The sequence below is a fragment of the Ramlibacter sp. genome, assembly GCF_028291745.1.
In the GTDB taxonomy this organism is placed as follows: domain Bacteria; phylum Pseudomonadota; class Gammaproteobacteria; order Burkholderiales; family Burkholderiaceae_C; genus Ramlibacter.
Window position 1 is genome coordinate 62,065 of the sequence record NZ_JAQGNQ010000128.1, and the last position, 18,815, is coordinate 80,879.

At 68.3% G+C, this 18,815-nt stretch carries 20 protein-coding genes; 13 read left to right on the forward strand and 7 right to left on the reverse strand.

Going from position 1 to position 18,815, the window contains the following annotated elements; translation table 11 throughout:
* The first annotated feature begins 46 nt into the window (after window positions 1-46).
* Together JWP60_RS23800 and JWP60_RS23805 are read left to right on the forward strand one after the other, a co-directional pair.
* A complete protein-coding gene (locus JWP60_RS23800) occupies window positions 47-988 on the forward strand; it encodes a LysR family transcriptional regulator (RefSeq protein ID WP_299797070.1) in 942 nt (313 codons plus the stop codon).
* A gap of 369 nt (window positions 989-1,357) precedes the next feature.
* Window positions 1,358-2,257: an alpha/beta hydrolase gene (locus JWP60_RS23805; RefSeq protein WP_299797073.1), complete on the forward strand. Its 900-nt coding sequence runs from the start codon at window positions 1,358-1,360 to the stop codon at window positions 2,255-2,257.
* Window positions 2,258-2,331: 74 nt separating this feature from the next.
* On the opposite strand, the gene JWP60_RS23810 is transcribed toward JWP60_RS23805, so the two are convergent.
* Complete coding sequence (locus JWP60_RS23810; protein WP_299797076.1) at window positions 2,332-2,676, reverse strand: hypothetical protein; 345 nt, start codon at window positions 2,674-2,676, stop codon at window positions 2,332-2,334.
* Between the two features lie 235 nt (window positions 2,677-2,911).
* Here JWP60_RS23810 and JWP60_RS23815 point away from each other — a divergent pair, with 235 nt between their 5' ends.
* Window positions 2,912-4,546 (forward strand): DUF2334 domain-containing protein, encoded by a 1,635-nt coding sequence (locus JWP60_RS23815; RefSeq protein WP_299797079.1) that lies wholly within the window; start codon window positions 2,912-2,914, stop codon window positions 4,544-4,546.
* Between the two features lie 28 nt (window positions 4,547-4,574).
* Here JWP60_RS23815 and JWP60_RS23820 read toward each other — a convergent pair whose 3' ends face one another.
* The 4 genes from JWP60_RS23820 to JWP60_RS23835 form a co-directional block, all read right to left on the reverse strand.
* Window positions 4,575-4,976 carry a hypothetical protein gene (locus JWP60_RS23820; RefSeq protein WP_299797082.1) on the reverse strand — a complete coding sequence of 134 codons (402 nt, stop codon included), beginning with the start codon at window positions 4,974-4,976 and terminating at the stop codon, window positions 4,575-4,577.
* 88 nt (window positions 4,977-5,064) lie between these two features.
* Entirely contained in the window at window positions 5,065-6,255 is a 1,191-nt protein-coding gene (locus tag JWP60_RS23825) for a DUF3443 domain-containing protein (RefSeq protein ID WP_299797085.1), read from the reverse strand.
* Window positions 6,252-6,689 (reverse strand): DUF2844 domain-containing protein, encoded by a 438-nt coding sequence (locus JWP60_RS23830; RefSeq protein ID WP_299797088.1) that lies wholly within the window; start codon window positions 6,687-6,689, stop codon window positions 6,252-6,254. Before JWP60_RS23830 ends, JWP60_RS23825 begins: the two co-directional genes overlap by 4 nt.
* Window positions 6,690-6,778: 89 nt before the next feature.
* Complete coding sequence (locus tag JWP60_RS23835; protein WP_299797091.1) at window positions 6,779-7,879, reverse strand: ring-opening amidohydrolase; 1,101 nt, start codon at window positions 7,877-7,879, stop codon at window positions 6,779-6,781.
* 114 nt (window positions 7,880-7,993) lie between these two features.
* Here JWP60_RS23835 and JWP60_RS23840 point away from each other — a divergent pair, with 114 nt between their 5' ends.
* Genes JWP60_RS23840 through JWP60_RS23885 form a run of 10 tightly spaced genes read left to right on the forward strand, consistent with a single transcriptional unit; the run spans window position 7,994 to window position 16,687 of the window.
* The gene (locus JWP60_RS23840) at window positions 7,994-9,022 is read left to right on the forward strand and encodes an ABC transporter ATP-binding protein (RefSeq protein WP_299797094.1); all 1,029 of its coding nucleotides are present in this window, start codon (window positions 7,994-7,996) and stop codon (window positions 9,020-9,022) included.
* Window positions 9,023-9,057: 35 nt separating this feature from the next.
* The gene (locus JWP60_RS23845; protein ID WP_299797097.1) at window positions 9,058-10,332 is read left to right on the forward strand and encodes an extracellular solute-binding protein; all 1,275 of its coding nucleotides are present in this window, start codon (window positions 9,058-9,060) and stop codon (window positions 10,330-10,332) included.
* On the forward strand, window positions 10,319-11,218 hold the full coding sequence (locus tag JWP60_RS23850) for an ABC transporter permease (protein WP_299797100.1): 900 nt from the start codon (window positions 10,319-10,321) through the stop codon (window positions 11,216-11,218). Before JWP60_RS23845 ends, JWP60_RS23850 begins: the two co-directional genes overlap by 14 nt.
* Window position 11,219: 1 nt before the next feature.
* Complete coding sequence (locus JWP60_RS23855) at window positions 11,220-12,113, forward strand: ABC transporter permease (protein ID WP_299797103.1); 894 nt, start codon at window positions 11,220-11,222, stop codon at window positions 12,111-12,113.
* 5 nt (window positions 12,114-12,118) lie between these two features.
* The gene (locus JWP60_RS23860; protein WP_299797246.1) at window positions 12,119-12,853 is read left to right on the forward strand and encodes an aspartate/glutamate racemase family protein; all 735 of its coding nucleotides are present in this window, start codon (window positions 12,119-12,121) and stop codon (window positions 12,851-12,853) included.
* 59 nt (window positions 12,854-12,912) lie between these two features.
* Window positions 12,913-13,821: a polysaccharide deacetylase family protein gene (locus JWP60_RS23865; protein ID WP_299797106.1), complete on the forward strand. Its 909-nt coding sequence runs from the start codon at window positions 12,913-12,915 to the stop codon at window positions 13,819-13,821.
* A gap of 7 nt (window positions 13,822-13,828) precedes the next feature.
* Window positions 13,829-13,996, forward strand: coding sequence for a hypothetical protein (locus JWP60_RS23870; protein ID WP_299797109.1), 168 nt, complete (start codon window positions 13,829-13,831; stop codon window positions 13,994-13,996).
* The gene (locus JWP60_RS23875; protein WP_299797111.1) at window positions 13,993-14,949 is read left to right on the forward strand and encodes an urea carboxylase-associated family protein; all 957 of its coding nucleotides are present in this window, start codon (window positions 13,993-13,995) and stop codon (window positions 14,947-14,949) included. The genes JWP60_RS23870 and JWP60_RS23875 overlap by 4 nt, the downstream gene beginning before the upstream one ends.
* Complete coding sequence (locus tag JWP60_RS23880; RefSeq protein WP_299797113.1) at window positions 14,946-16,052, forward strand: BMP family ABC transporter substrate-binding protein; 1,107 nt, start codon at window positions 14,946-14,948, stop codon at window positions 16,050-16,052. Before JWP60_RS23875 ends, JWP60_RS23880 begins: the two co-directional genes overlap by 4 nt.
* Window positions 16,052-16,687, forward strand: a complete 636-nt coding sequence (locus tag JWP60_RS23885) for a flavin reductase family protein (RefSeq protein WP_299797115.1) — start codon at window positions 16,052-16,054, stop codon at window positions 16,685-16,687. The genes JWP60_RS23880 and JWP60_RS23885 overlap by 1 nt, the downstream gene beginning before the upstream one ends.
* A 144-nt stretch (window positions 16,688-16,831) precedes the next feature.
* On the opposite strand, the gene JWP60_RS23890 is transcribed toward JWP60_RS23885, so the two are convergent.
* Window positions 16,832-17,827 carry an aldo/keto reductase gene (locus JWP60_RS23890; protein WP_299797117.1) on the reverse strand — a complete coding sequence of 332 codons (996 nt, stop codon included), beginning with the start codon at window positions 17,825-17,827 and terminating at the stop codon, window positions 16,832-16,834.
* Window positions 17,828-17,882: 55 nt separating this feature from the next.
* The gene (gene dapA, locus JWP60_RS23895; RefSeq protein WP_299797119.1) at window positions 17,883-18,782 is read right to left on the reverse strand and encodes a 4-hydroxy-tetrahydrodipicolinate synthase; all 900 of its coding nucleotides are present in this window, start codon (window positions 18,780-18,782) and stop codon (window positions 17,883-17,885) included.
* Between the last annotated feature and the right edge of the window lie 33 nt (window positions 18,783-18,815).

An 18,815-nucleotide genomic window follows, 5' to 3' on the forward strand; every position in this document is an offset into this window, starting at 1 on the left:
CGCTGCCGCGCCTAGAATCGCCGCAGCCGATCCGCCCGGGACCCGAATGTCGCGCGAGAACATCAATGACCTGTTTGCCTTCTTCGCGGTCGCCCAGGAGCGCAGCTTCACGCGCGCCGCGGCACGGCTCGGCGTTTCGCAATCCTCGCTGAGCCACACGGTCCGGGCCCTCGAAACCCGCATGGGCGTGCGCCTGCTCACGCGCACCACGCGCAGCGTCTCGCCCACGGACGCCGGCGAGCAGCTGATCCTCACCGTGCAGCCGCGCCTGCAGGAAATCGAGCAGGAGCTGGCGGCCGTCAGCGACCTGGGCGACAAGCCCGCCGGCACCATCCGCATCACCGCGATCGATCACGTCATCGACAGCATCCTGTGGCCCCGCCTGGCCGCGGTGCTGGAGAAGTATCCCGACGTGCGCGTGGAGATGAGCTCGGAGTACCGCCTGGTCGATGTCGCGGCGGAGCGCTTCGACATCGGCGTGCGCCATGGCGACCAGGTCCACAAGGACATGGTCGCCGTGCGGCTGACCCCCGACGTGCGCATGACCATCGTCGGATCCCCGCGCTACTTCCAGACCCACCGCGAGCCGCTGACCGTGCAGGACCTGGCGCGGCACAACTGCATCTCCTTGCGCCTCGCCGGCAGTGGCGGCATCTATGCGTGGGAGCTGCAGCATGAAGGCCGCGCCATCGAGGCGCGCGTCAGCGGCCAGGTGACCTTCAATGGCGCCTACCAGATCCTGAACGCGTCCTTGAGCGGATACGGCCTGGCCTTCCTGCCGGAAGAAATGACGCAGCCCCATGTGGACGCCGGCCGCTTGCGCAGAGTCATGGAGGACTGGTGTCCCAGCTTCCCGGGCCTGCATGCGTATTACCCGAGCCGCCGCAATTCCTCGCGCGCGATGCGGCTCGTGATCGACGCGATCCGCGACCAGGGACAGGCCGCGCTGCCGTGCCCCACGGGCGACGCGCATGGTCGTAGCATGTGACGACACCGCCTGCATCGGTGCCAACTCATTGGCAGCGCCCCGGCGCTGCTGGTAATCGCTGCTTGCCTTGCCGCTGCCGCGCGCGTACAACGGGGCGCAGATGGCTCTTGTCTCCTGTGTCTGCGTGCTGCTGGCTGGCTGGTACCTGTGGCGGTGGGCGCGCCGCAGCCCGGACAAGAACCCGCTCGAGGCCCGCTTTCCGCTGGTGCCGCTGGCAGTCGTTGCGCCGTGGGCTTGCCTGCTACTGCCCCACGCTCTCGCAGGACTGCCGCCCGGGCGGCCGGCTCGACGAGCGGCTGGCCGATGCGCCCCGGAACCTGCATTGATGCCCCGCATCGCGCCGACGATTCGGATCCACCGGGAGACAGCATGAGCGAGTATTTCGAGCAGTTCCGCAAGCGATTCACCAGGTCCGTCATCAGGACCAGCGGTGCGGAGATCGTCACCACGGTGGGCGGCAGCGGCCCTCCCTTGCTCCTGATGCATGGCAATCCGTTCACGCACCTGTCCTGGCACAAGATCGCGCCGCGCCTGGCCGACGAATTCACCGTCGTCTGCACCGACCTGCGGGGCTATGGCGACAGCTCCAAGCCGAAGGGCGGAAGCGCCCACGAAGAGTATTCCTTTCGCGCGATGGCCCAGGACCAGATCGAGGTCATGCAGGCGCTTGGCTTCGACCGCTTCCATGCCGCGGGGCATGACCGCGGCGCGCGCGTGCTGCATCGCCTCTGCCTGGACCACGGCGACAAGGTGCTCAAGGCGGCCTTCCTCGACATGCTGCCGCAGCACCATCTCCTGAACCACATCACGCTGCGCTGGTGCCGGTTCTCGTGGCACTGGAGCTTCATGGCGCAGGACTATCCGACCCCGGAAACGATGATGGGAGCCAACCCTGAATTCTTCATCCGCCGCAAGCTGTCCAAGACCGCCGAGGGCACGGCCTTCTTCGGCCCCGAAGCACTGCAGGAATACATCCGCTGCATTCGGAATCCGGACACCATCCATGCGATGTGTGAGGACTACCGGGCCACCTTCGGCATCGACCTCGAGATGGACACGGCCGACCACAACGCCGGCCGCCGCGTGCGCAACCCGACGCTGATCCTGTGGGGGGCGCATGGCGGCGTCGGCCGCAACCACAAGGCCGCGGAGGTCTGGGCCGAGTACGCTACCCGCATCGTCCGGGCCGCGACCGTGCCCTCGGGGCACTACCTGCAGGAGGAGTGCCCCGACGAGACCTATGCGGAGTTGCGGGGGTTCTTCGCGTAGGGTGGGATGCCGCAGGCACCCCACCATGTAGCGCCGAACGGTGGGTTGCCTGCGGCCACCCACCCTACTTGTTGCTACTTCTTGCCACGATCGTAGAAATACGAGCTCGCCCCCTTGTCGCCCATTTCGCGGGCCGGGCCGGTGCCCTTGCCGCCGGTGTCCGCGCTGCTGGCGGTGCCGGCCGCCGTGCCGGAACTTGCGCTGGCAGTCGGGATGCTGTCGTCGCGCGTGGCGTCCGGGTGGACGTACTTGTGTTCTTTCTCGCCGGAGTCGTGCATGGACTGCGGTGGCATGCCCGCGACCGGACGCACGAGCGAGAACCCCGGCGGGCGCGGTGGCGCAGTCACGGTCTGTGCGGCCGCGGCAAAAGCCGTCCAGGCCATGCTGGCGGCAACGACCCGCAGTCCGAATGCGCGCATCTGATCTCTCCAGGTTCCGGGTTGCAAGGCTCTGCTGCGAATGTGCCCCGGCCGCTCAGCCGGCAGGAAAGAAGAAGGCTGCTTCTGGCGTAGGAACCTCCTTACGGCAAGTCCTCACCTCAGCGGCCTGGCTTGCGACGCGGCGTCCCCTCCTACACGTAAATGCGACCCGGATGCCGGTCGCCACCATGGCCCGACCGGGAAATGATGGGCGTTGCCATTGACTGGATGCACCATGAAAGTACTCGTCCGCTACCTTGTCGTGCTTGCCTGGATGATCTGCATCTGCTGCGTTCCCGCGCAAGCGCAGACACCCCCGCCGCCCAAGGTGCTGGTGCTCTACGACACACCCACTGGCACGACCTACGACAAGATCGGGTTCGCTTACTCGATCATGCTGCGCAACCTGCTGGGCCACTTCGATGCGCAGGTCACCCTGGCGCCCGTGGCCGGATACACGGCGGGCACCGTCAATGCGTACGACGCCACCTTCTACCTCGGATCGGCCTACGACTTCCAGTTGCCGGCGGCCTTTCTCGGCGATGCGGCAAGCACCGCGAAGACGCTCGTCTGGTTTCGCTACAACATCTGGCAGCTGGCCTGGAACCCGGCCTATAACTTCACCGCGACGCGCGGCGTGTCCTTTAGCGCCCTGCGCGGAATGAACGCAGCGCCGAGCGCAGCCAATCCCACGCCCGGCTTCTTCGACACGATCCAGTACAAGGGCAAGGCCTTCGTCAAGTACTACACCTTCAACAGCGACGGCACGGTCAGCGCCGACCCGGACGTCGGGATCACGGCCATTGCCGACCCCACCAAGGCGACCACGCTCGTCACGATGACCAACCCGAAGACCAAGGAGACGGCTCCCTACGTCGTGCGCTCGGGCAATTTCTGGTACGTGGCCGACGCGCCCCTGAGTTTCATCGGGCCGCGCGACCGTTATCTGGTGCTTGCCGACCTGCTGCACGACATGCTGGGCAGCCCCGCCGCCGAGAGCCACAAGGCGATGATCCGCCTCGAGGACGTGAATGCCTGGACCTCCGTGGCGTCGATGAAGACGCTTACCGACTACCTGCATGTCAAGGCGATCCCGTTCTCGATCGCCACGATTCCGCACTTCACGGATGCACTCGGCATCTACAACAACGGCGTGCCGCTCACCATCCCGCTCTCGCAGGCCAGCAATCTCAAGAAGGAATTGAACTACGCACTGGCGCGCGGCGGCGAGGTCGTGATGCACGGCTATACCCACCAGTACGCAGCGCTGCGCAACCCCTACGATGCGGTGAGTGGCGACGACTACGAGATGTGGAACATCGTGGCCAACTCGCCGGTGGCGGAAGACTCGCAGGCCTGGGCGCTCGGCCGCCTGCGCGCCGGCCTGACCGAACTGCAAAGCAACGGCTACACGCCAGTCGCCTGGGAGATGCCGCACTACCAGGGTTCCGCCGCGGCTTATCGCGCCACGCCGCAGGTGTTCCCCACCACCTACCAGCGCGTCGTGTACTACACCTCGGACACGCCGAACTTCACGGCGGCCGTCGGGCCGGACATGGCCGTCGGCCAGTTCTATCCCTACATCATCAACCAGGATTACTACGGCCAGAGAGTGCTGCCGGAAAACCTGGGCAACTTCGAATACGCCCTGCCGGGCGATCCGACCGCGAACGTGGTCTACACCGGCAAGGACATCCTGACCAATGCGCAATACGCGCTGACGGTGCGCGACGGCTTCGGCTCCTTCTTCTTCCATCCCTTCCTGCTGGAACCCGCGTACGGGCTGCCGGCGCTGGCCGACCTCAAGGCCCTGGTCACCGCCATGACCAAACTGGGCTACACCTGGGTGGCGCCGAGCGGCTTGCGCTGAGCAACTGCGGCCTTGCCGCGGGCGGCTCTCATCGCGGCAGCGCTGCCGCATCGCTGGCGCTTGCGCCCGCCTCGTCCTGGCACTCCCGCTCGGCCGCGGCGCGCCCCTCGTTGAGGCGGCGGGCGCGGTCCTCGGGGAGCATGCAGTCCGGGGAATCGTCTTCGTCCTGCAGGTCCCAGGCGCGGCGCCGCCGCTTTTCCGCGGCGACCACCGAACAGGCGCTGGCCCAATAGAGATCGTGGATGACCGCCACGTTCTGCAGGCAGGCGTCGAAGCGCACGCGCGCATTGCTGCCGGGTGGCGGCAGTCGCGGCAGGGAGGTGGCGGAGAGCAGGTCGCGCCCCGGCCCGTCGCCGCAGAGTGCGAAGAGCGCAACCACTCCCGCCAGCAGGATGGCTGCCGCGGTGTGGGTGTGATCCCGGATTTGCATGCTTCGCGCAAGGCCGCCCGCAACGGCAGTTCAACGCTCCTCGTGATGGCGGCCGGCGGTCATTCCGGGACCCCGGCCCTTCGCTCGTTCAGAAGGCCCAGTACGGTCCCGGTCCCGCCGGTGTGGTGGCGCCACGGATGGCAGAAAACACCGTGCGGCCGAAGAAGAAAGGCAAGCCCCAGTCGAACAGGCCGGCCCCGAGGCCGCCGGCCAGGTGGCCCACCACCGAATTGCCCGGGAGCTTGGCCGGGTCTTCGACCTGGAACGGGATGTCCGCCGTCGCGCCGTTGGTGCCCGTGAATGTGGCGTCCAGGGTCAGCGGCGTGGGCGGGCAGTAGAAGCCCGGCGTGCAGGGCAGGGTCGTGTCGCGGAAGAAGATGCCGTTGGAGCCGCTGTCGACGAAGCCTCTCAGCGAGCGGCCCTTGTAGACCGTCGTGATGTTGCCCTGGCTGTCGGCCGTGTACACCGTGGCCGCGCCAAGCTGGTTGTCGGCCTGCGTGCCGATGCCGAAGGTCAGGATGCCGGTCACGACCGGCAGGCCGCCAAGCGGGACCTGGGGCAAGGCGATCGTCACGCCGTTATTGTCGGCGGCGAACAGCGCCACCGGGTTGGTGACTTGCGAGGCCAGCGGCGCGGTCGACGCCGCGCAGGGGGTGCCGGCCGGGGTGCTCGGGCAGGCGTAATAAAGCGCCGGGGCGGTGCTGTTGAGGCATGCCGCGCCGCAGTCCTGCGTCTCCAGGCCGACCCCGAGGATGCCCTTGGCACCGGCGCCGACGCCGATCGACGTTCCCGTGTTGCTGCAAGCGGCCGGCACGTTGGGCAAGGCCGGGTCGTCGACCAGCTGCACCGGGATGCTGGCGGCCTGCTCCCCGGACAGTTGCACGTCCGCGCGTCGCACCGATCCCCACGAGAAGCCGCTGACGAAGCCGGCACATTCGGCCAGCGGGCTGCCATTGGGCGCGGCCACCTGCGGCAGGGTGACGCCCGTTACTGCGGATGCGGCCAGCCGCAGGCCGAACGAGCCGGTATCGAGCAGCACGTGGTCGATGGTCTGGCAGCTGGCGGTGCCCGGCTGGCAGACCGTGACCGTCACGTAGGGCGAGTTCACGGACCGGCCGTCGGTGCCCGCGTCGACCCTGATGTCCAGCTGATTGGCGGCCAAGGACGTCGTCGGCGGCGCAGGCGTGGTCGTGGAGTTGTCCGACCCGCCGCCGCAGCCGGACAGCAACGCGATCAAGGCGATGGCGGCGAGGCTCCGCCAAGCTGGCTGCCGCTTCATTTCATCTCCTCGGGATCGAAGCCGGCGGGCAACTGCGAGGGCAGCCAGGCGCGCCCTTCGAACGCGCCCATGTGGCCGCTCGACACGACGACCATGTCGCCCGTATCAACGCGCTCGTGCGAGCGGTTGCCGGAGCGCTGGCCCTGGCTCTTCTGGAATTCCTGGAAGTGGCGGCCGAGCAGTTGCTTCAGGTCCGCCTTGAACGGACCCGACCAGCTCACGGCGAACACGGTGCCGGCGGCATTGGCGAATTCATGCACCTGCGTCTTGTTGCGCAGGGTGCGGCTGATGTCGGTATAGGCGACGCCGGCCGAAGTGGTGGCTGCCGTCTTCTGCACCGGGGTTGTCGTGGTGGCGTCCATGGGCTGGTCGGCCAGGGCGGCCAGCGCCAGCCGCGTGGCCAGCAGCAGGCCGACCAGGATGATTCTCTTCACGATGCGACTCCTGCCCGGAGGGCGAACCGGGCACGCAGCGAAGATAGCAGTCTTTTGGTTTCCCGGGCCTGCACGCCGTCTGCAAAGATTCACGCGCGGGCGCGGGCCACCACGGCCACCGGACCGCCACCGGCCGGTCCCTGGTGCTCGGCGCCGCCGGAGACGTAGATGGCCCCGGTGCCCGCCACGCCTGCGATCAGTCCGCCGACGGCCGCGCGCGCGTGTCGCGTCGCGCTGATGTCGGTGTCGTCGAGCATCGTGTGGCGAAAGCCGCGCACCGCGCCGTCCGGCGAGGGCTCCGCCTTGGCAAAGACATTGACGATGCGCGCTGCGTCGGCGCCATCCTCGCGCAGCCCGGCGCTGGCGAGGGCCGAACGCACGGCGGCCAGGTCAATGGCGTCGCGCATCACGGCGTGGCCGATCACCAGTTCGCCGGCCGCCGCGCGCGAATTGCCCATCACCACCACCACGTTGTGCGCGAGCTCGATGCCGGCCGACGTGGAGGCCACCGAGGAATGCAGGTTCCAGTCGGCGAGCACGGCCGAATCGGGCACCTCGGGCCCGACTTCGCCCAGGGCAACCGCCACCCCCAGCGCGGAAGCGCCGCGCGACCACGCCATCGAGGCGTACGACTCGCTGGTGACGGGCTCGCGGCCGCGCTGGCGCGCCTGCTCCACCCGCTCCGCGGTCAGCAGCGGGCACTTCACCTGCACGAAGTGCACGTCCGCCGCCGTTTCGATGCCGGCGTCGCGCCATGCCGAGCGCACCGCGCGCGCGGTTTCCTCGATCTGCGCCCGGCGACCGAGTTCCTCGGGCAGGAAGTCGCGGGTGTGCGCGACGCCGATCGCCATGCGCGGCGCGCCGGCGGCGGGCGCTTGCTGCACCGAACGACGCACGAATACCGACGCATGCGGGCTGAGCACGCCTTCGGTGCCGCCGGACATCACCAGTGCGATGCGGTGCTCCACTTCGGCCGGCGTGCAGCCGAGGGCCGGCGCCAGCAGGCTGCAGAACGAGGCCGACGCGTATTCGCGCGTGAAGTCGTTGACCCCGCCGTTGCCTTCGGTCTTGCCGAGGATCGCCACGATCTCGTGCGCGGCGAATGCACCGTCTTGCAGCAGGCGCTGCAGCCCCGAAATGTCGCCTGGCCCCCGCATGGGCAGGCGATAGAGATCCACTTGTTGCGCCATCTTGCTGTGTCCTTGACTCGATGAAGGACCGCGACCGCAAGTTCCGCGCCTTGCACCGTTGTCGTGCGCGCGCCCCGCAAGCGGCTGGCACGGCCCGTGCATGTTCGCCCCCATATGGACGCATCAGCGCCCCTCGTCACGCACGCGATCGAACTGGTCGCACTCACCAAGCGCTATGCGCCCGGGGTGCCGCCTGCCGTCGATGCAATCGACCTGCGCGTCGCGCGCGGCAGCTACTGCTGCCTGCTCGGACCGTCGGGCTGCGGCAAGACCACGACCTTGCGCATGATCGCCGGCCACGAAGGCGTGAGCAGCGGCGACATCCTGCTGGAGAACCGCAACATCACGCGGGCGCCGGCGGCGGCGCGCGGCACCGCGATGATGTTCCAGAGCTTCGCGCTGTTTCCGCATCTCTCGGCGCTGGACAACGTTGCCTTCAGCCTGAAGATGAAGGGCGTGGCCAAGGCGGAGCGCCATCGCCGCGCGCAGGAACTGCTGGAGCGGGTCGCGATGGGCCAACTCGCGCAACGCAAACCGGGTGAGCTCTCGGGCGGGCAGCAGCAGCGCGTGGCGCTGGCGCGCGCGCTCATCACGCAGCCGCGCGTGCTGCTGCTCGACGAGCCGCTGTCGGCGCTCGACCCGTTCCTGCGCGTGCAGATGCGCGCGGAGCTGCGGCGCTGGCAGCAGGATCTGGACCTCACCTTCATCCACGTCACGCACTCGCAGGAGGAGGCGATGGCGCTGGCCGATTCCATCGTGGTGATGAACCAGGGCCGCATCGAGCAGGTCGGCGCGCCGCGCGAGTTGTACAACGCGCCGGCCACCGAGTTCATCGCCCGCTTCATGGGCGGCCACAACGTGATCGCAACGGCCTTCGGCAAGGTTGCCGTGCGCAACGACCACATGCGCATCGTGCCGGTGGCGCAGGCCGGCGATGCGGCGTTTGCCATTGCGGGCACCGTCACCGACGTCGAATACCAGGGCACCTACGTGATGCTGGGCCTGCGGGCGCGCGACGCCGCGGGGGATACCGGCGTCAGCGTGATGCTGCCCGAGGCGCAGTTCGTGGCGCGCCGCTATGCGCCGGGCGAGCCGGTGCAGCTTTCCTGGGCGCGCGAACACGCGCACCCCCTGCACGCCTGAAGCCCCCACCGATTCCCACTGAAGGAGCTCTCCCCATGTCCGACAACGATCCCAAGCACGCCGACACCGGCCTGCAGCGCCGCTCCCTCCTCAAGGGCACCGCCGGCATCCTGGCCACCGGCCTGGCGCCCGCGATCCACGCGCAGGACAAGCCCGTGCTGCGCTACCTGGGCACGGCCGTGAACCAGGACAAGGAGATCGCGGACAAGTTCAAGGCCGACACCGGCATCACGATCCAGTACGTGGCGGTGACCACCGACGACGTCACCAAGCGCGCCGTGACGGCCCCCAACAGCTTCGACCTTCTGGATTCCGAATTCTTCTCGCTCAAGAAGATCGTGCCCACCGGCAACCTGAAGGGCATCGATGTCAAGCGGGTGAAGAACGCCGGCAAGATCGCGTCCGTCTTCACGCGCGGCGAGGTCGCCGGCAAGAAGGTCGGCGACCAGGGCACGGCGCCCAAGAAGGTGATCTTCCTGGAAGGCGAGAAGAGCAAGACCTTCGCGAAATCGCCGACGCAGTGGATGTCGCTGATCCCGACGACCTACAACGCCGACACGCTGGGCATCCGGCCCGACCTGATCAAGCGGCCGATCACCACCTGGGCCGAGCTGCTCAATCCCGAATTCAAAGGCAAGGCCTCGATCCTCAACATCCCCTCCATCGGCATCATGGACGGCGCCATGGTGGTCGAGTCCATGGGCAGGTACAAGTACCCCGACAAGGGGAACATGACGAAGAAGGAGATCGACCTCACGATCGCTACGCTGATCGAAGCCAAGAAGGCCGGCCAGTTCCGCTCGTTGTGGAAGGACTTCAACGAGTCGGTCAACCTGATGTCCTCGGGCGAGGTGGTGATCCAGTCGATGTGGTCGCCGGCCGTGACGGCGGTGCGCACCAAGGGCATCGATTGCGTGTACCAGCCGCTCAAGGAGGGCTACCGCGCCTGGGCCTCCGGCTTCGGCCTGCCGGCGACGCTGCAAGGCAGGAAGCTCGATGCGGCCTACGAGTTCATCAACTGGTTTCTCGACGGCTGGGCCGGTGCCTACCTCAATCGCCAGGGCTACTACAGCGCGGTGCTGGAGACGGCCAAGGCGAAGATGGAGCCTTACGAGTGGGCCTACTGGATGGAAGGCAAGCCGGCTGCGCAGGACATCAAGAGCCCGCACGGCGACCTGCTGGCCAAGGCGGGTTCGGTGCGCGACGGCGGCAGCTACGAACAGCGCATGGGTTCGATCGCCTGCTGGAACGCGGTGATGGACGAGAACGAATACATGGTCCGCAAGTGGAACGAGTTTGTCGCGGCATGAGCCCGGCCTGCTGAAGACGGTTGCCGCCTGGTGGCAGGCGGGGCCGTTCGCGTTCGTGTTCCTGCTGTTCTTCCTGCTGCCGCTGGCGCTGGTGCTGGCGGTCAGCTTCTGGAACTTCAACGAGTACGAGTTGCTGCCCGCCTTCACCGGGCGCAACTACCTCGCGATCTTCGAGGGCTGCGGCGGCCTCAATGCGCGCGGGGACCTGTGCGTCACCTTCGCCACCTATCTGTCGACACTGAAGTTCTGCCTGCTGGTGTGGGCCGCGACGCTGGGGCTGGGATTCGCCGTTGCCTATTTCCTGGCCTTCCACGTGCGCTCGCCCTCGGTGCAGACCGCGCTGTTCGTGCTGTGCACGATCCCGTTCTGGACCTCCAACGTGATCCGCATGATCTCGTGGGTGCCGCTCCTGGGGCGCAACGGCCTGGTCAACGACCTGCTCGTGGGAGCGCACCTGGTGCGACAGCCGGTGGAGTGGCTGCTGTTCTCCAGCTTCTCGGTGGTGCTGGCCTTCGTGCATCTCTACACGATGTTCATGATCGTGCCGATCTTCAATAGCATGATGCGCATCGACCGCAGCCTGCTGGAAGCGGCCAGCGATGCCGGCGCTTCCGCCTGGCAGACGCTGTGGAACGTGGTGGTGCCCCTGTCGCGCACCGGCATCCTGATCGGCTCGATCTTCGTCATCACCATCGTGATGGGCGACTTCGTGACGGTCGGCGTGATGGGCGGCCAGCAGATCGCCTCGGTCGGCAAGATCATCCAGGTGCAGACCTCCTACCTGCAGTTCCCGCTGGCCGCGGCCAACGCGGTGATCCTGCTGGCGGTGGTGCTGATGATCATCTGGGGCCTGACGCGGCTGGTCGACATCCGCCGGGAGCTTTGACATGCAAGCCCGGGTCTCCGATTCCCGCGCCCCCGGCTTCTGGCCGCTGGCGATGGTGTTCGCCCTCTTCGTGCTGTTCCTCTACGGCCCGATGCTCACGATCGTCGTCCTGAGTTTCCAGGGGCCGGAGGGCGGACTGACCTTTCCCTTGCGCGGCGTGTCGCTGCACTGGTTCGCGCAACTGGCCCGAGGCCTGGGCACCGTGGACATCGCCGCGGCCTTTCGCCGATCGCTGCTGCTGGGGGCGGTGGTGATGGGCTGCACGATCGTGCTGTCGCTGCTGGCGGGGCTGGCGTTTCGCAAGCGGCTGCGCGGCGGCGACGCGCTGTTCTACGTCGCGATCGCGAGCCTGATCATGCCCTCGATCATCGTGTCGCTCGGCATCGGCCTGGAGTTCCGGCTGCTCGATGGCGGCATCAAGAATGCGCTGACCGCCCTCGGAGCGGAAGGCGTGCTGGAGAACTACGGCACGGCGCTGGGGCTGCTCACCTCCGCGCTCGGCGCGCACCTCACATGGACCTTGCCCTTCGGCCTGCTGATCATGTTCGCGGTGTTCAACCGCTTCGATCCGGCCTACGAGGAGGCCGCGCGCGATCTCGGCGCCACGCCGTGGCAATCGTTCCGGCACGTGGTGCTGCCGCTGATCGCACCCTCGGTGGTGGGGATCGGCATGTTCGGCTTCACCCTGAGCTGGGATGAAATCGCGCGAACGTCGCAGGCGATCGGCGACGTCAACACGCTGCCGCTGGAACTGCAAGCCCTGACCTCCACCGTCACCACGCCGGCGATCTACGCGCTGGGCACCGTGACGACCATCGTCTCCTTCCTGGTGATGGGCGCGACGCTGGCGCTGGTGCTGTGGCTTGGCAGGCGGCAGAAGCGGAGCCGACCGTGAACACCGTGCGCGACTTGCTCGTGATCAATCCGAACACAACCGAGGCGATCACAAGGCTCCTGCAGGAGCACGTGCAGCGAGAGGTCGGCTCGGGCTTCGTCGTGCGTGCAGTCACCGCGCGTTTCGGCGCGCCCTACATCGCCGACGAGGCGAGCTACGCAGTGGCGGCCCATGCCGTGCTCGATGTCTTGCTCCCTCCCCCTCCGGGGGAGGGCTGGGGTGGGGGCGCTGCGGCGTTCACTGCGCCCGGAGCGCCCCCATCCCCACCTTCCCCCGGAGGGGGAAGGAGCAAAGCGGCCGATGCCGTGTTGATCGGCTGCTTCGGCGACCCGGGCCTGTTCGCGCTGCGAGAGAGCAGCCCCGTGCCGGTCACCGGCCTCGCCGAAGCATCGTTCATCGAAGCCGCGCGTCACGGCCGGTTCGCGATCGTGACCGGCGGCGCCCGCTGGGAGCCGATGCTGCGGCGACTCGCCCAGGCGCTCGGTTTCGACGCCGCGCTGGCGGGCATCCACACCGTGGCGCCGACGGGCGCCGAACTCGCGGCGGATCGGGACGGCGCGCGTGCGTTGCTGGCCCAGGCTTGTGCAGAGGCGACGCGCCGCTTCGACGCCCGTGCCGTCATCGTCGGCGGTGCGGCGCTGGCCGGCATGGCGGCCGAACTGCAAGGGCGTTGCGCAGTGCCGCTGATCGACAGCGTGGCTGCGGGCGCGCGCCGCATCGCCGCGGCCTTGCGCGACTGACACTGCTGCGATGCGTAGCGCCCGCTGTTCCGGCGCGACCCAGAACCCGGAGACCTCCCATGAAAGCCCCTTACGAGTTGCGCAGCCACGGCCGCTTCGACTATTCCGCCATCACGCAGCGCCCCGACTACACGTGGCCGCAAGGCAGGCGGCTCGCCGTGTACGTCGCATTGAACCTGGAGCAGTTCTCCTTCGGCGACGGCCTCGGCGCCTCGCTGGCGCCGCCGCAGCCGCAGCCCGACGTGCTCAATCACGCCTGGCGCGAATGGGGCAACCGGGTCGGCGCCTGGCGGCTGCTGGAGCTGTTCGACGAGCTGCGGCTGCCGGTCGCGGCGCTGGTCAACACCGCTTTGCTCGATCACTGTCCGACGCTGGTGCAGGCGTGCGTGGAGCGCGGTTACGAAATCGTCGGCCACGGCCACACCAACGCGCAACGCCAGGGCGAGATGGACGAGGACGAGGAGGCGCGGCTGCTGCGCTATTGCCGCGAGCGGCTGGCGGCCGCGGCTGGCATCGCGCCGGCGGGCTGGCTCTCGCCCTGGATTTCGGAAAGCGCCCGGACGCCGGACCTGCTGGTGGAAGCGGGCTACCGGTACACCCTCAACTGGTGCCATGACGACCAGCCGGTCGCGATGCACACGCGCGGCGGCCAGCCGCTGTGGTCGATCCCCTATCCGCAGGAATTGAACGACATCCCGGCCATGATGGCGCGGCTGATGACCGGCTGCGACTTCGCCGACATGATCGTCGACCAGTTCGACGAGATGCTGCGGCAATGCGAGCGACAGCCGCTGGTGATGGGCATCGCGCTGCACCCGTACATCGTCGGCCAGCCGCACCGGCTGCTGCACCTGCGACGCGCCTTGCGGCACGTGGCGGCGCATGCGCCCGAGCGCACCTGGTGGACCACGCCGGGGCAGGTATTCGCCGCGGTGAGCGGCGCATCGAGCGGCACGCGCCTTGCATGAGCCCGGCATGCACCGGCTTGTCGTGCTCCTGAATCGCCAGCAGCTCGAACTGCTGGATCGCACCATCGCGCGCGGCCTCGCACCGGACCGCGCGGCGTTGCTCAAGCTCGCCTTGCGCGAACATGCGCAACGCGCGCAGCCGCAGCCCGCGCAGCCGCGGGAGCCTCGCACGTGAGCGCCCGCGCCGTCGTCGCCGAATGGATCCTGCAACCCGGCACCGGCAAGGCGATCGAACTGCGGGCGGGGCAGGTGTTGCGCATCGAGCAGGTGGAGGGCGGCCAGTGCGTCGACTTCAATGCCTTCAACCTGCACGATTACAAGGAATTCATGCACTGCGGCCGCACGCGCACGGTGCATGGCTTCAACCCGACGACGGGCTCCTTCCTGTGGTCGGCACCGCCGCGCGAGCGCGCCATGTTCTACATCCTGGCGGATAGCGTCGGCCGCAACGACGTGCTGTTCCCGCGCTGCAGCGCCTACGTCTACGAGAGCACCTACGGCTTTCACGCGCATACCAACTGCCACGACATCCAGGCCGAGGCGCAGCGCGAGTACGGCCTGACGCCGGACGACGTGCACGACAGCTTCAACCTGTTCATGTTCACGGAGGTGCAGGCGGGCGGCGCCGTGAAGATCACCCGGCAGGACACCGTGGCGGGCGACTACATCGAGCTGCTGGCGCTGGTCGACACGCTGGCCGTTCCCAATGTCTGCGGCGCCGACGTCATGCGCACCAGCAACTTCTTCTTGAAGCCGATCAAGGTGCAGGTGCTCGAGGCGGCCGAGGCCGACCTGGCACGCGTGCCGCGCCTGCCGGTGCTGGCCAGCCAGCGCACGCCGCGCGACTTCCGCAACCCGACGATCAAGGCCGACCGCGAACTGCGGCGCGACAAGGGCTACGAGCCGCAGTTCCTCAATACGCCGCTCACCGTGGCCGAGGTGGTGGTCGAACTCGATGACGCGGAGCTCGCGGCCTTGCAGGGGTACGAGCACCGGGCCTTGTATGCCGACGACCTGGGGGCGGCGTTGCGCGACCTGTTCTTCTCCTGGTGGGAAGAGCGGTTCGTCACCAGCCCCAACGGCGCACCCACGGTTTCCTCCACTCCCGACGAAGGCCTCACGCCATGACCGATTCCTCGCCTCGTTCCCGCCGCCACTTCCTCGCGCAGGCCGCGGCCGGCGCCAGCGCCCTGGTGGCCGGACTGCCGCGCGCCGCCCACGCCGCCAACGTCACGGTCGGCATCATCTATGTCGGCCCGCGCGACGACTACGGCTGGAACCAGGCACACGCGGTGGCCGCCAAGGCGCTGGCCAAGGTGCCGGGCGTCAAGGTGGTCGAGGAGGAGAACGTGCCGGAGACGGTGGCGGTGCGCAAGACACTCGACGCGATGGTGCAGTCCGACGGCGCCTCGCTGGTGTTCGGCACCTCCTTCGGCTACTTCGATCCGTACATGATCGAGGCGGCCAGGAAGTATCCGCAGGTGCAGTTCCGCCATCCCACCTCGCTGTGGTCGGCCGACAAGCACCCGATGAACCTGGGCGGCTACTTCTGCTACCTCGACCAGGCGCACTACGTCAACGGCGTCGCCGCGGGGCTCTCGACCACCAGCAACAAGATCGGCTACGTCGCCGCCAAGCCGATCGCGATCGTCCTGCGCAACATCAATGCCTTCACCATGGGCGTGCGCAAGGTCAATCCGAAAGCCACCGTGCAGGTGATCATGACCGGCGACTGGTCGCTGCCGGTGCGCGAAGCGGAAGCGACCAACGCGCTGATCACCGCCGGCTGCGACGTGATCGCGTGCCATGTGGACAGCCCCAAGGTCGTGATCGAAACCGCCGACCGCAAGGACATCAAGACGCTCGGCCACAACGCGTCGCAAGCCAGGCTCGCGCCGCGTGCCTTCATCACCGGCGCCGAGAACAAGTGGGAGACGGTCTACACGTCCTTCGCCACCTCGATCGGCCGCGGCGAGAAGCTGCCCAACACCTTCTTCGGCGGCTACGACAAGGACATGGTGCAGAGCACGCCGTTCGGCCCCGGCGCGAGCGACAAGGCGCGCAACGCCGCCACCATGGCCATGGCCGATCTCAGGGCGGGCAAACCGATTTTCGTCGGCCCGGTGAAGAGCAACACGGGCAAGCTCGTGATCGACCGGAGCTACGGCAACTACGACCCCTACCTGGATCGCATGGACTACCTGATCGAAGGCGTGGTGGGCTCGGTCTGATGGACGTCGACTTCGCCACGCTCACGGAGTACCAGCGCTACAAGCTGATGGCCAGCCTGATCGTGCCACGGCCGATCGCGCTGGTCACGACGCTGGGCGAGGGCGGGGTGGTGAACGCAGCGCCCTTCAGCATGTTCAACATGCTGGGTGAAGAGCCGCCGATCGTGATGCTCAGCATCAACCGGCTGGAGGGCGGCGGCCTGAAGGACACCGCGGCCAATATCGTGCGCAGCCGCGAGTTCGTGGTGCACCTGACCGACGAAGCGATGGCCGAGCAGATGCACCGCTGCGGCGAGCGGCTGCCCGCGCACGAAAGCGAACTCGCGCGCGTGGGCCTGCACACGCAGCCCTCGCGCGCGGTGAAGCCGCCGCGCATCGCCGAGGCGCCGGTCGCCTTCGAGTGCAATCTGTGGGAATTGCTGGAAACGGCGAGCCGGCAGATCTTCATCGGCCGCGTGTTGTGGCTGCACGCCCGCGAAGGCCTGGTCGACCCGCAGACCTGGCGCGTGCGGCTGCAGGATTACCATCCGGTAGGCCGCTTCGGCGCCAGCTTCTACGTGCGCACGCGGGAGCGGTTCGCGCTGGGCGAGGGCGCCGCGGCACCGGAGACTCGTACGGGGATTGACGAGATGTAGTGGCTTGGGGCGATGGCTCGATGCTGCGATGTCATTGCGGGCTTGACCCGCAATCCACGACAGCGGTGGCACGAGCGCCGCCTGGATCCCGGGTCGAGCCCGGGATGACATCCTTTGGCGCGGGATGACATCCTCTGGCTGACCTCAGCGCTCCGAATCCAGGTGCGCGAGCTGTTCCGGCGCATAGCGGCCGCCCTGCGCTGCTCCCTTGGGCACGGCCCGCGCGATCTCCGCGAGGTCGGCGTCCGTGAGTTGCAGCGCCAATGCGCCGAGCGCCTCCTGCAAGCGGTCGCGCCGGCGTGCGCCTATCACTGGCACGATGTCCGCTCCCTGCGCCAGCACCCAGGCAATCGCGACCTGCGCCACCGTCACGCCCCGGCGTTGCGCGAACTGCCGCAGGGACTCGACCAGTCGCAGGTTGCTCTCGACGTTGCCTTGCGCAAAGCGCGGCGTCATCGTGCGGAAGTCGCCCGGCGCGCGCTCGCCCGGATTCCAGTGGCCGCTGATCAGGCCGCGCGAGAGCACGCCGTAGGCCGTGATGCCGATGCCGAGTTCGCGGCATGCGGCCAGGATGCCGTTGTCCTCGATGCTGCGCGAGATCAGCGAGTACTCGATCTGCAGGTCGGCGATCGGGTGCACGGCGGCGGCGCGGCGGATGGTGGCCGCGCCCACCTCGGACAGGCCGATGTGGCGCACGTACCCCGCCTTCACCATGTCCGCGATCGCGCCGACGGTGTCCTCGATCGGCACCTCCGGGTCGAGCCGCGCGGGCCGGTAGATGTCGATGTGATCGACGCGCAGACGCTGCAAGGTATAGGCGAGGAAATTCTTCACCGCCGCCGGCCGCGCGTCGTAGCCGTTCCAGCGGTGCGCGGCGTCCCGCAAGGCGCCGAACTTGACGCTGAGGAGGACACTGTCGCGTGGGCGGCCGGCGATCGCTTCGGCGATCAGCATCTCGTTGTGCCCCATGCCGTAGAAGTCGCCGGTGTCCAGCAGGTTGATGCCGGAATCCAGGGCCGCGTGAATGGTCGCGACGCTCTCGCCGCGCTCCGCCGGGCCGTACATGCCCGACATTCCCATGCATCCCAGCGCGATCCGCGAAACCTCCGGGCCGCTGCGCCCGAGCTTGCATTTGTCCATGCGGGAACGGTACACGATTCGCGGCGAGGTGTGTGCCGGGACAGCCAGCTGTGGCTCAGGCGATGCCGAGCTCGCGGCACACGGCAAGCGCACGCTCCTGGGTGCCGCCGGGCGCGGCGGGCAAGGGCAGGCGGCACACTCCGGCGTCCAGCCCCAGGAGGGGAAGCAAGGCCTTGATCGCCATCGGAAACACGCAGTCGTCGCTGTTCACGTAGGCAAAGGAAGGCTGCAGCCGCGCATTGATCGCGCGCGCCTGCGCCAGCTCTCCGCGGCGCATTGCGCTGATCATCGAAGCGAACAGCGCTGCGGTCCAATGCGTGGTGGTGCCGACCACGCCGACTGCGCCCACGGCCAGCAGCGGCAAGGTGCAGGCGTCGTCGCCGGAATACAGGTCGAAGTCGGCGTCGGCCAGCAATGCGGCAGAGGCGGCCGGGTCTGCGGTCGCATCCTTGAGGGCGACGATGTTCGGTACCTCGCGAAGCAGTCGCAGCAGCACCTCGCGGGCAATGCGTCGCCCGGTGCGCAGCGGCACGTCGTACAGCATCACCGGCAGCGGCGTCGCCTCGGCGATCGCGCGAAAGTGTGCTTCGATGCCCGCCTGCGGTGGGCGGCTGTAGTACGGGCTGACGGCGATCACTCCGGCGGCGCCGAGCTCCTTCGCCCTTCGTGTGAGCACGACGCTGTGCTGCGTGTCGTTGCTGCCCGTGCCGGCGACCACCGGAATGGTCACCGCCGCGCAGACGGCGCGGATCAGGTCCAGCCGCTCGGAGTCGCAGAGGACTGTCGCCTCGCCGGTGGTCGCCGCCACCACCAGGCCTTCGCTGCCATGCTCCTGCAGCCACCGCGCCAGCTTGCGGGCGCTCTCCAGGTCGAGGTCGCCCCTGGCGTCGAAGGGCGTGACCATCGCGGTCAGGACGGCGCCCCAATGGCGCGGAGCGGGAATCTGGTCGGGCATGGAACGGGCGATGGTAGGCAGGGCGCCTGCCGC

Excerpts from the sequence above, each read along its gene's own strand:
- JWP60_RS23840 (WP_299797094.1), top strand. The coding sequence starts at position 7,994 with ATGGACGCATCAGCGCCCCTCGTCACGCACGCGATCGAACTGGTCGCA.
- JWP60_RS23835 (WP_299797091.1), bottom strand. The coding sequence starts at position 7,879 with ATGGCGCAACAAGTGGATCTCTATCGCCTGCCCATGCGGGGGCCAGGC.
- JWP60_RS23800 (WP_299797070.1), top strand. The coding sequence starts at position 47 with ATGTCGCGCGAGAACATCAATGACCTGTTTGCCTTCTTCGCGGTCGCC.
- JWP60_RS23855 (WP_299797103.1), top strand. The coding sequence starts at position 11,220 with ATGCAAGCCCGGGTCTCCGATTCCCGCGCCCCCGGCTTCTGGCCGCTG.
- JWP60_RS23810 (WP_299797076.1), bottom strand. The coding sequence starts at position 2,676 with ATGCGCGCATTCGGACTGCGGGTCGTTGCCGCCAGCATGGCCTGGACG.
- JWP60_RS23825 (WP_299797085.1), bottom strand. The coding sequence starts at position 6,255 with ATGAAGCGGCAGCCAGCTTGGCGGAGCCTCGCCGCCATCGCCTTGATC.
- JWP60_RS23845 (WP_299797097.1), top strand. The coding sequence starts at position 9,058 with ATGTCCGACAACGATCCCAAGCACGCCGACACCGGCCTGCAGCGCCGC.
- JWP60_RS23880 (WP_299797113.1), top strand. The coding sequence starts at position 14,946 with ATGACCGATTCCTCGCCTCGTTCCCGCCGCCACTTCCTCGCGCAGGCC.
- dapA (WP_299797119.1), bottom strand. The coding sequence starts at position 18,782 with ATGCCCGACCAGATTCCCGCTCCGCGCCATTGGGGCGCCGTCCTGACC.
- JWP60_RS23890 (WP_299797117.1), bottom strand. The coding sequence starts at position 17,827 with ATGGACAAATGCAAGCTCGGGCGCAGCGGCCCGGAGGTTTCGCGGATC.
- JWP60_RS23885 (WP_299797115.1), top strand. The coding sequence starts at position 16,052 with ATGGACGTCGACTTCGCCACGCTCACGGAGTACCAGCGCTACAAGCTG.
- JWP60_RS23870 (WP_299797109.1), top strand. The coding sequence starts at position 13,829 with ATGCACCGGCTTGTCGTGCTCCTGAATCGCCAGCAGCTCGAACTGCTG.
- JWP60_RS23820 (WP_299797082.1), bottom strand. The coding sequence starts at position 4,976 with ATGCAAATCCGGGATCACACCCACACCGCGGCAGCCATCCTGCTGGCG.
- JWP60_RS23815 (WP_299797079.1), top strand. The coding sequence starts at position 2,912 with ATGAAAGTACTCGTCCGCTACCTTGTCGTGCTTGCCTGGATGATCTGC.
- JWP60_RS23865 (WP_299797106.1), top strand. The coding sequence starts at position 12,913 with ATGAAAGCCCCTTACGAGTTGCGCAGCCACGGCCGCTTCGACTATTCC.
- JWP60_RS23805 (WP_299797073.1), top strand. The coding sequence starts at position 1,358 with ATGAGCGAGTATTTCGAGCAGTTCCGCAAGCGATTCACCAGGTCCGTC.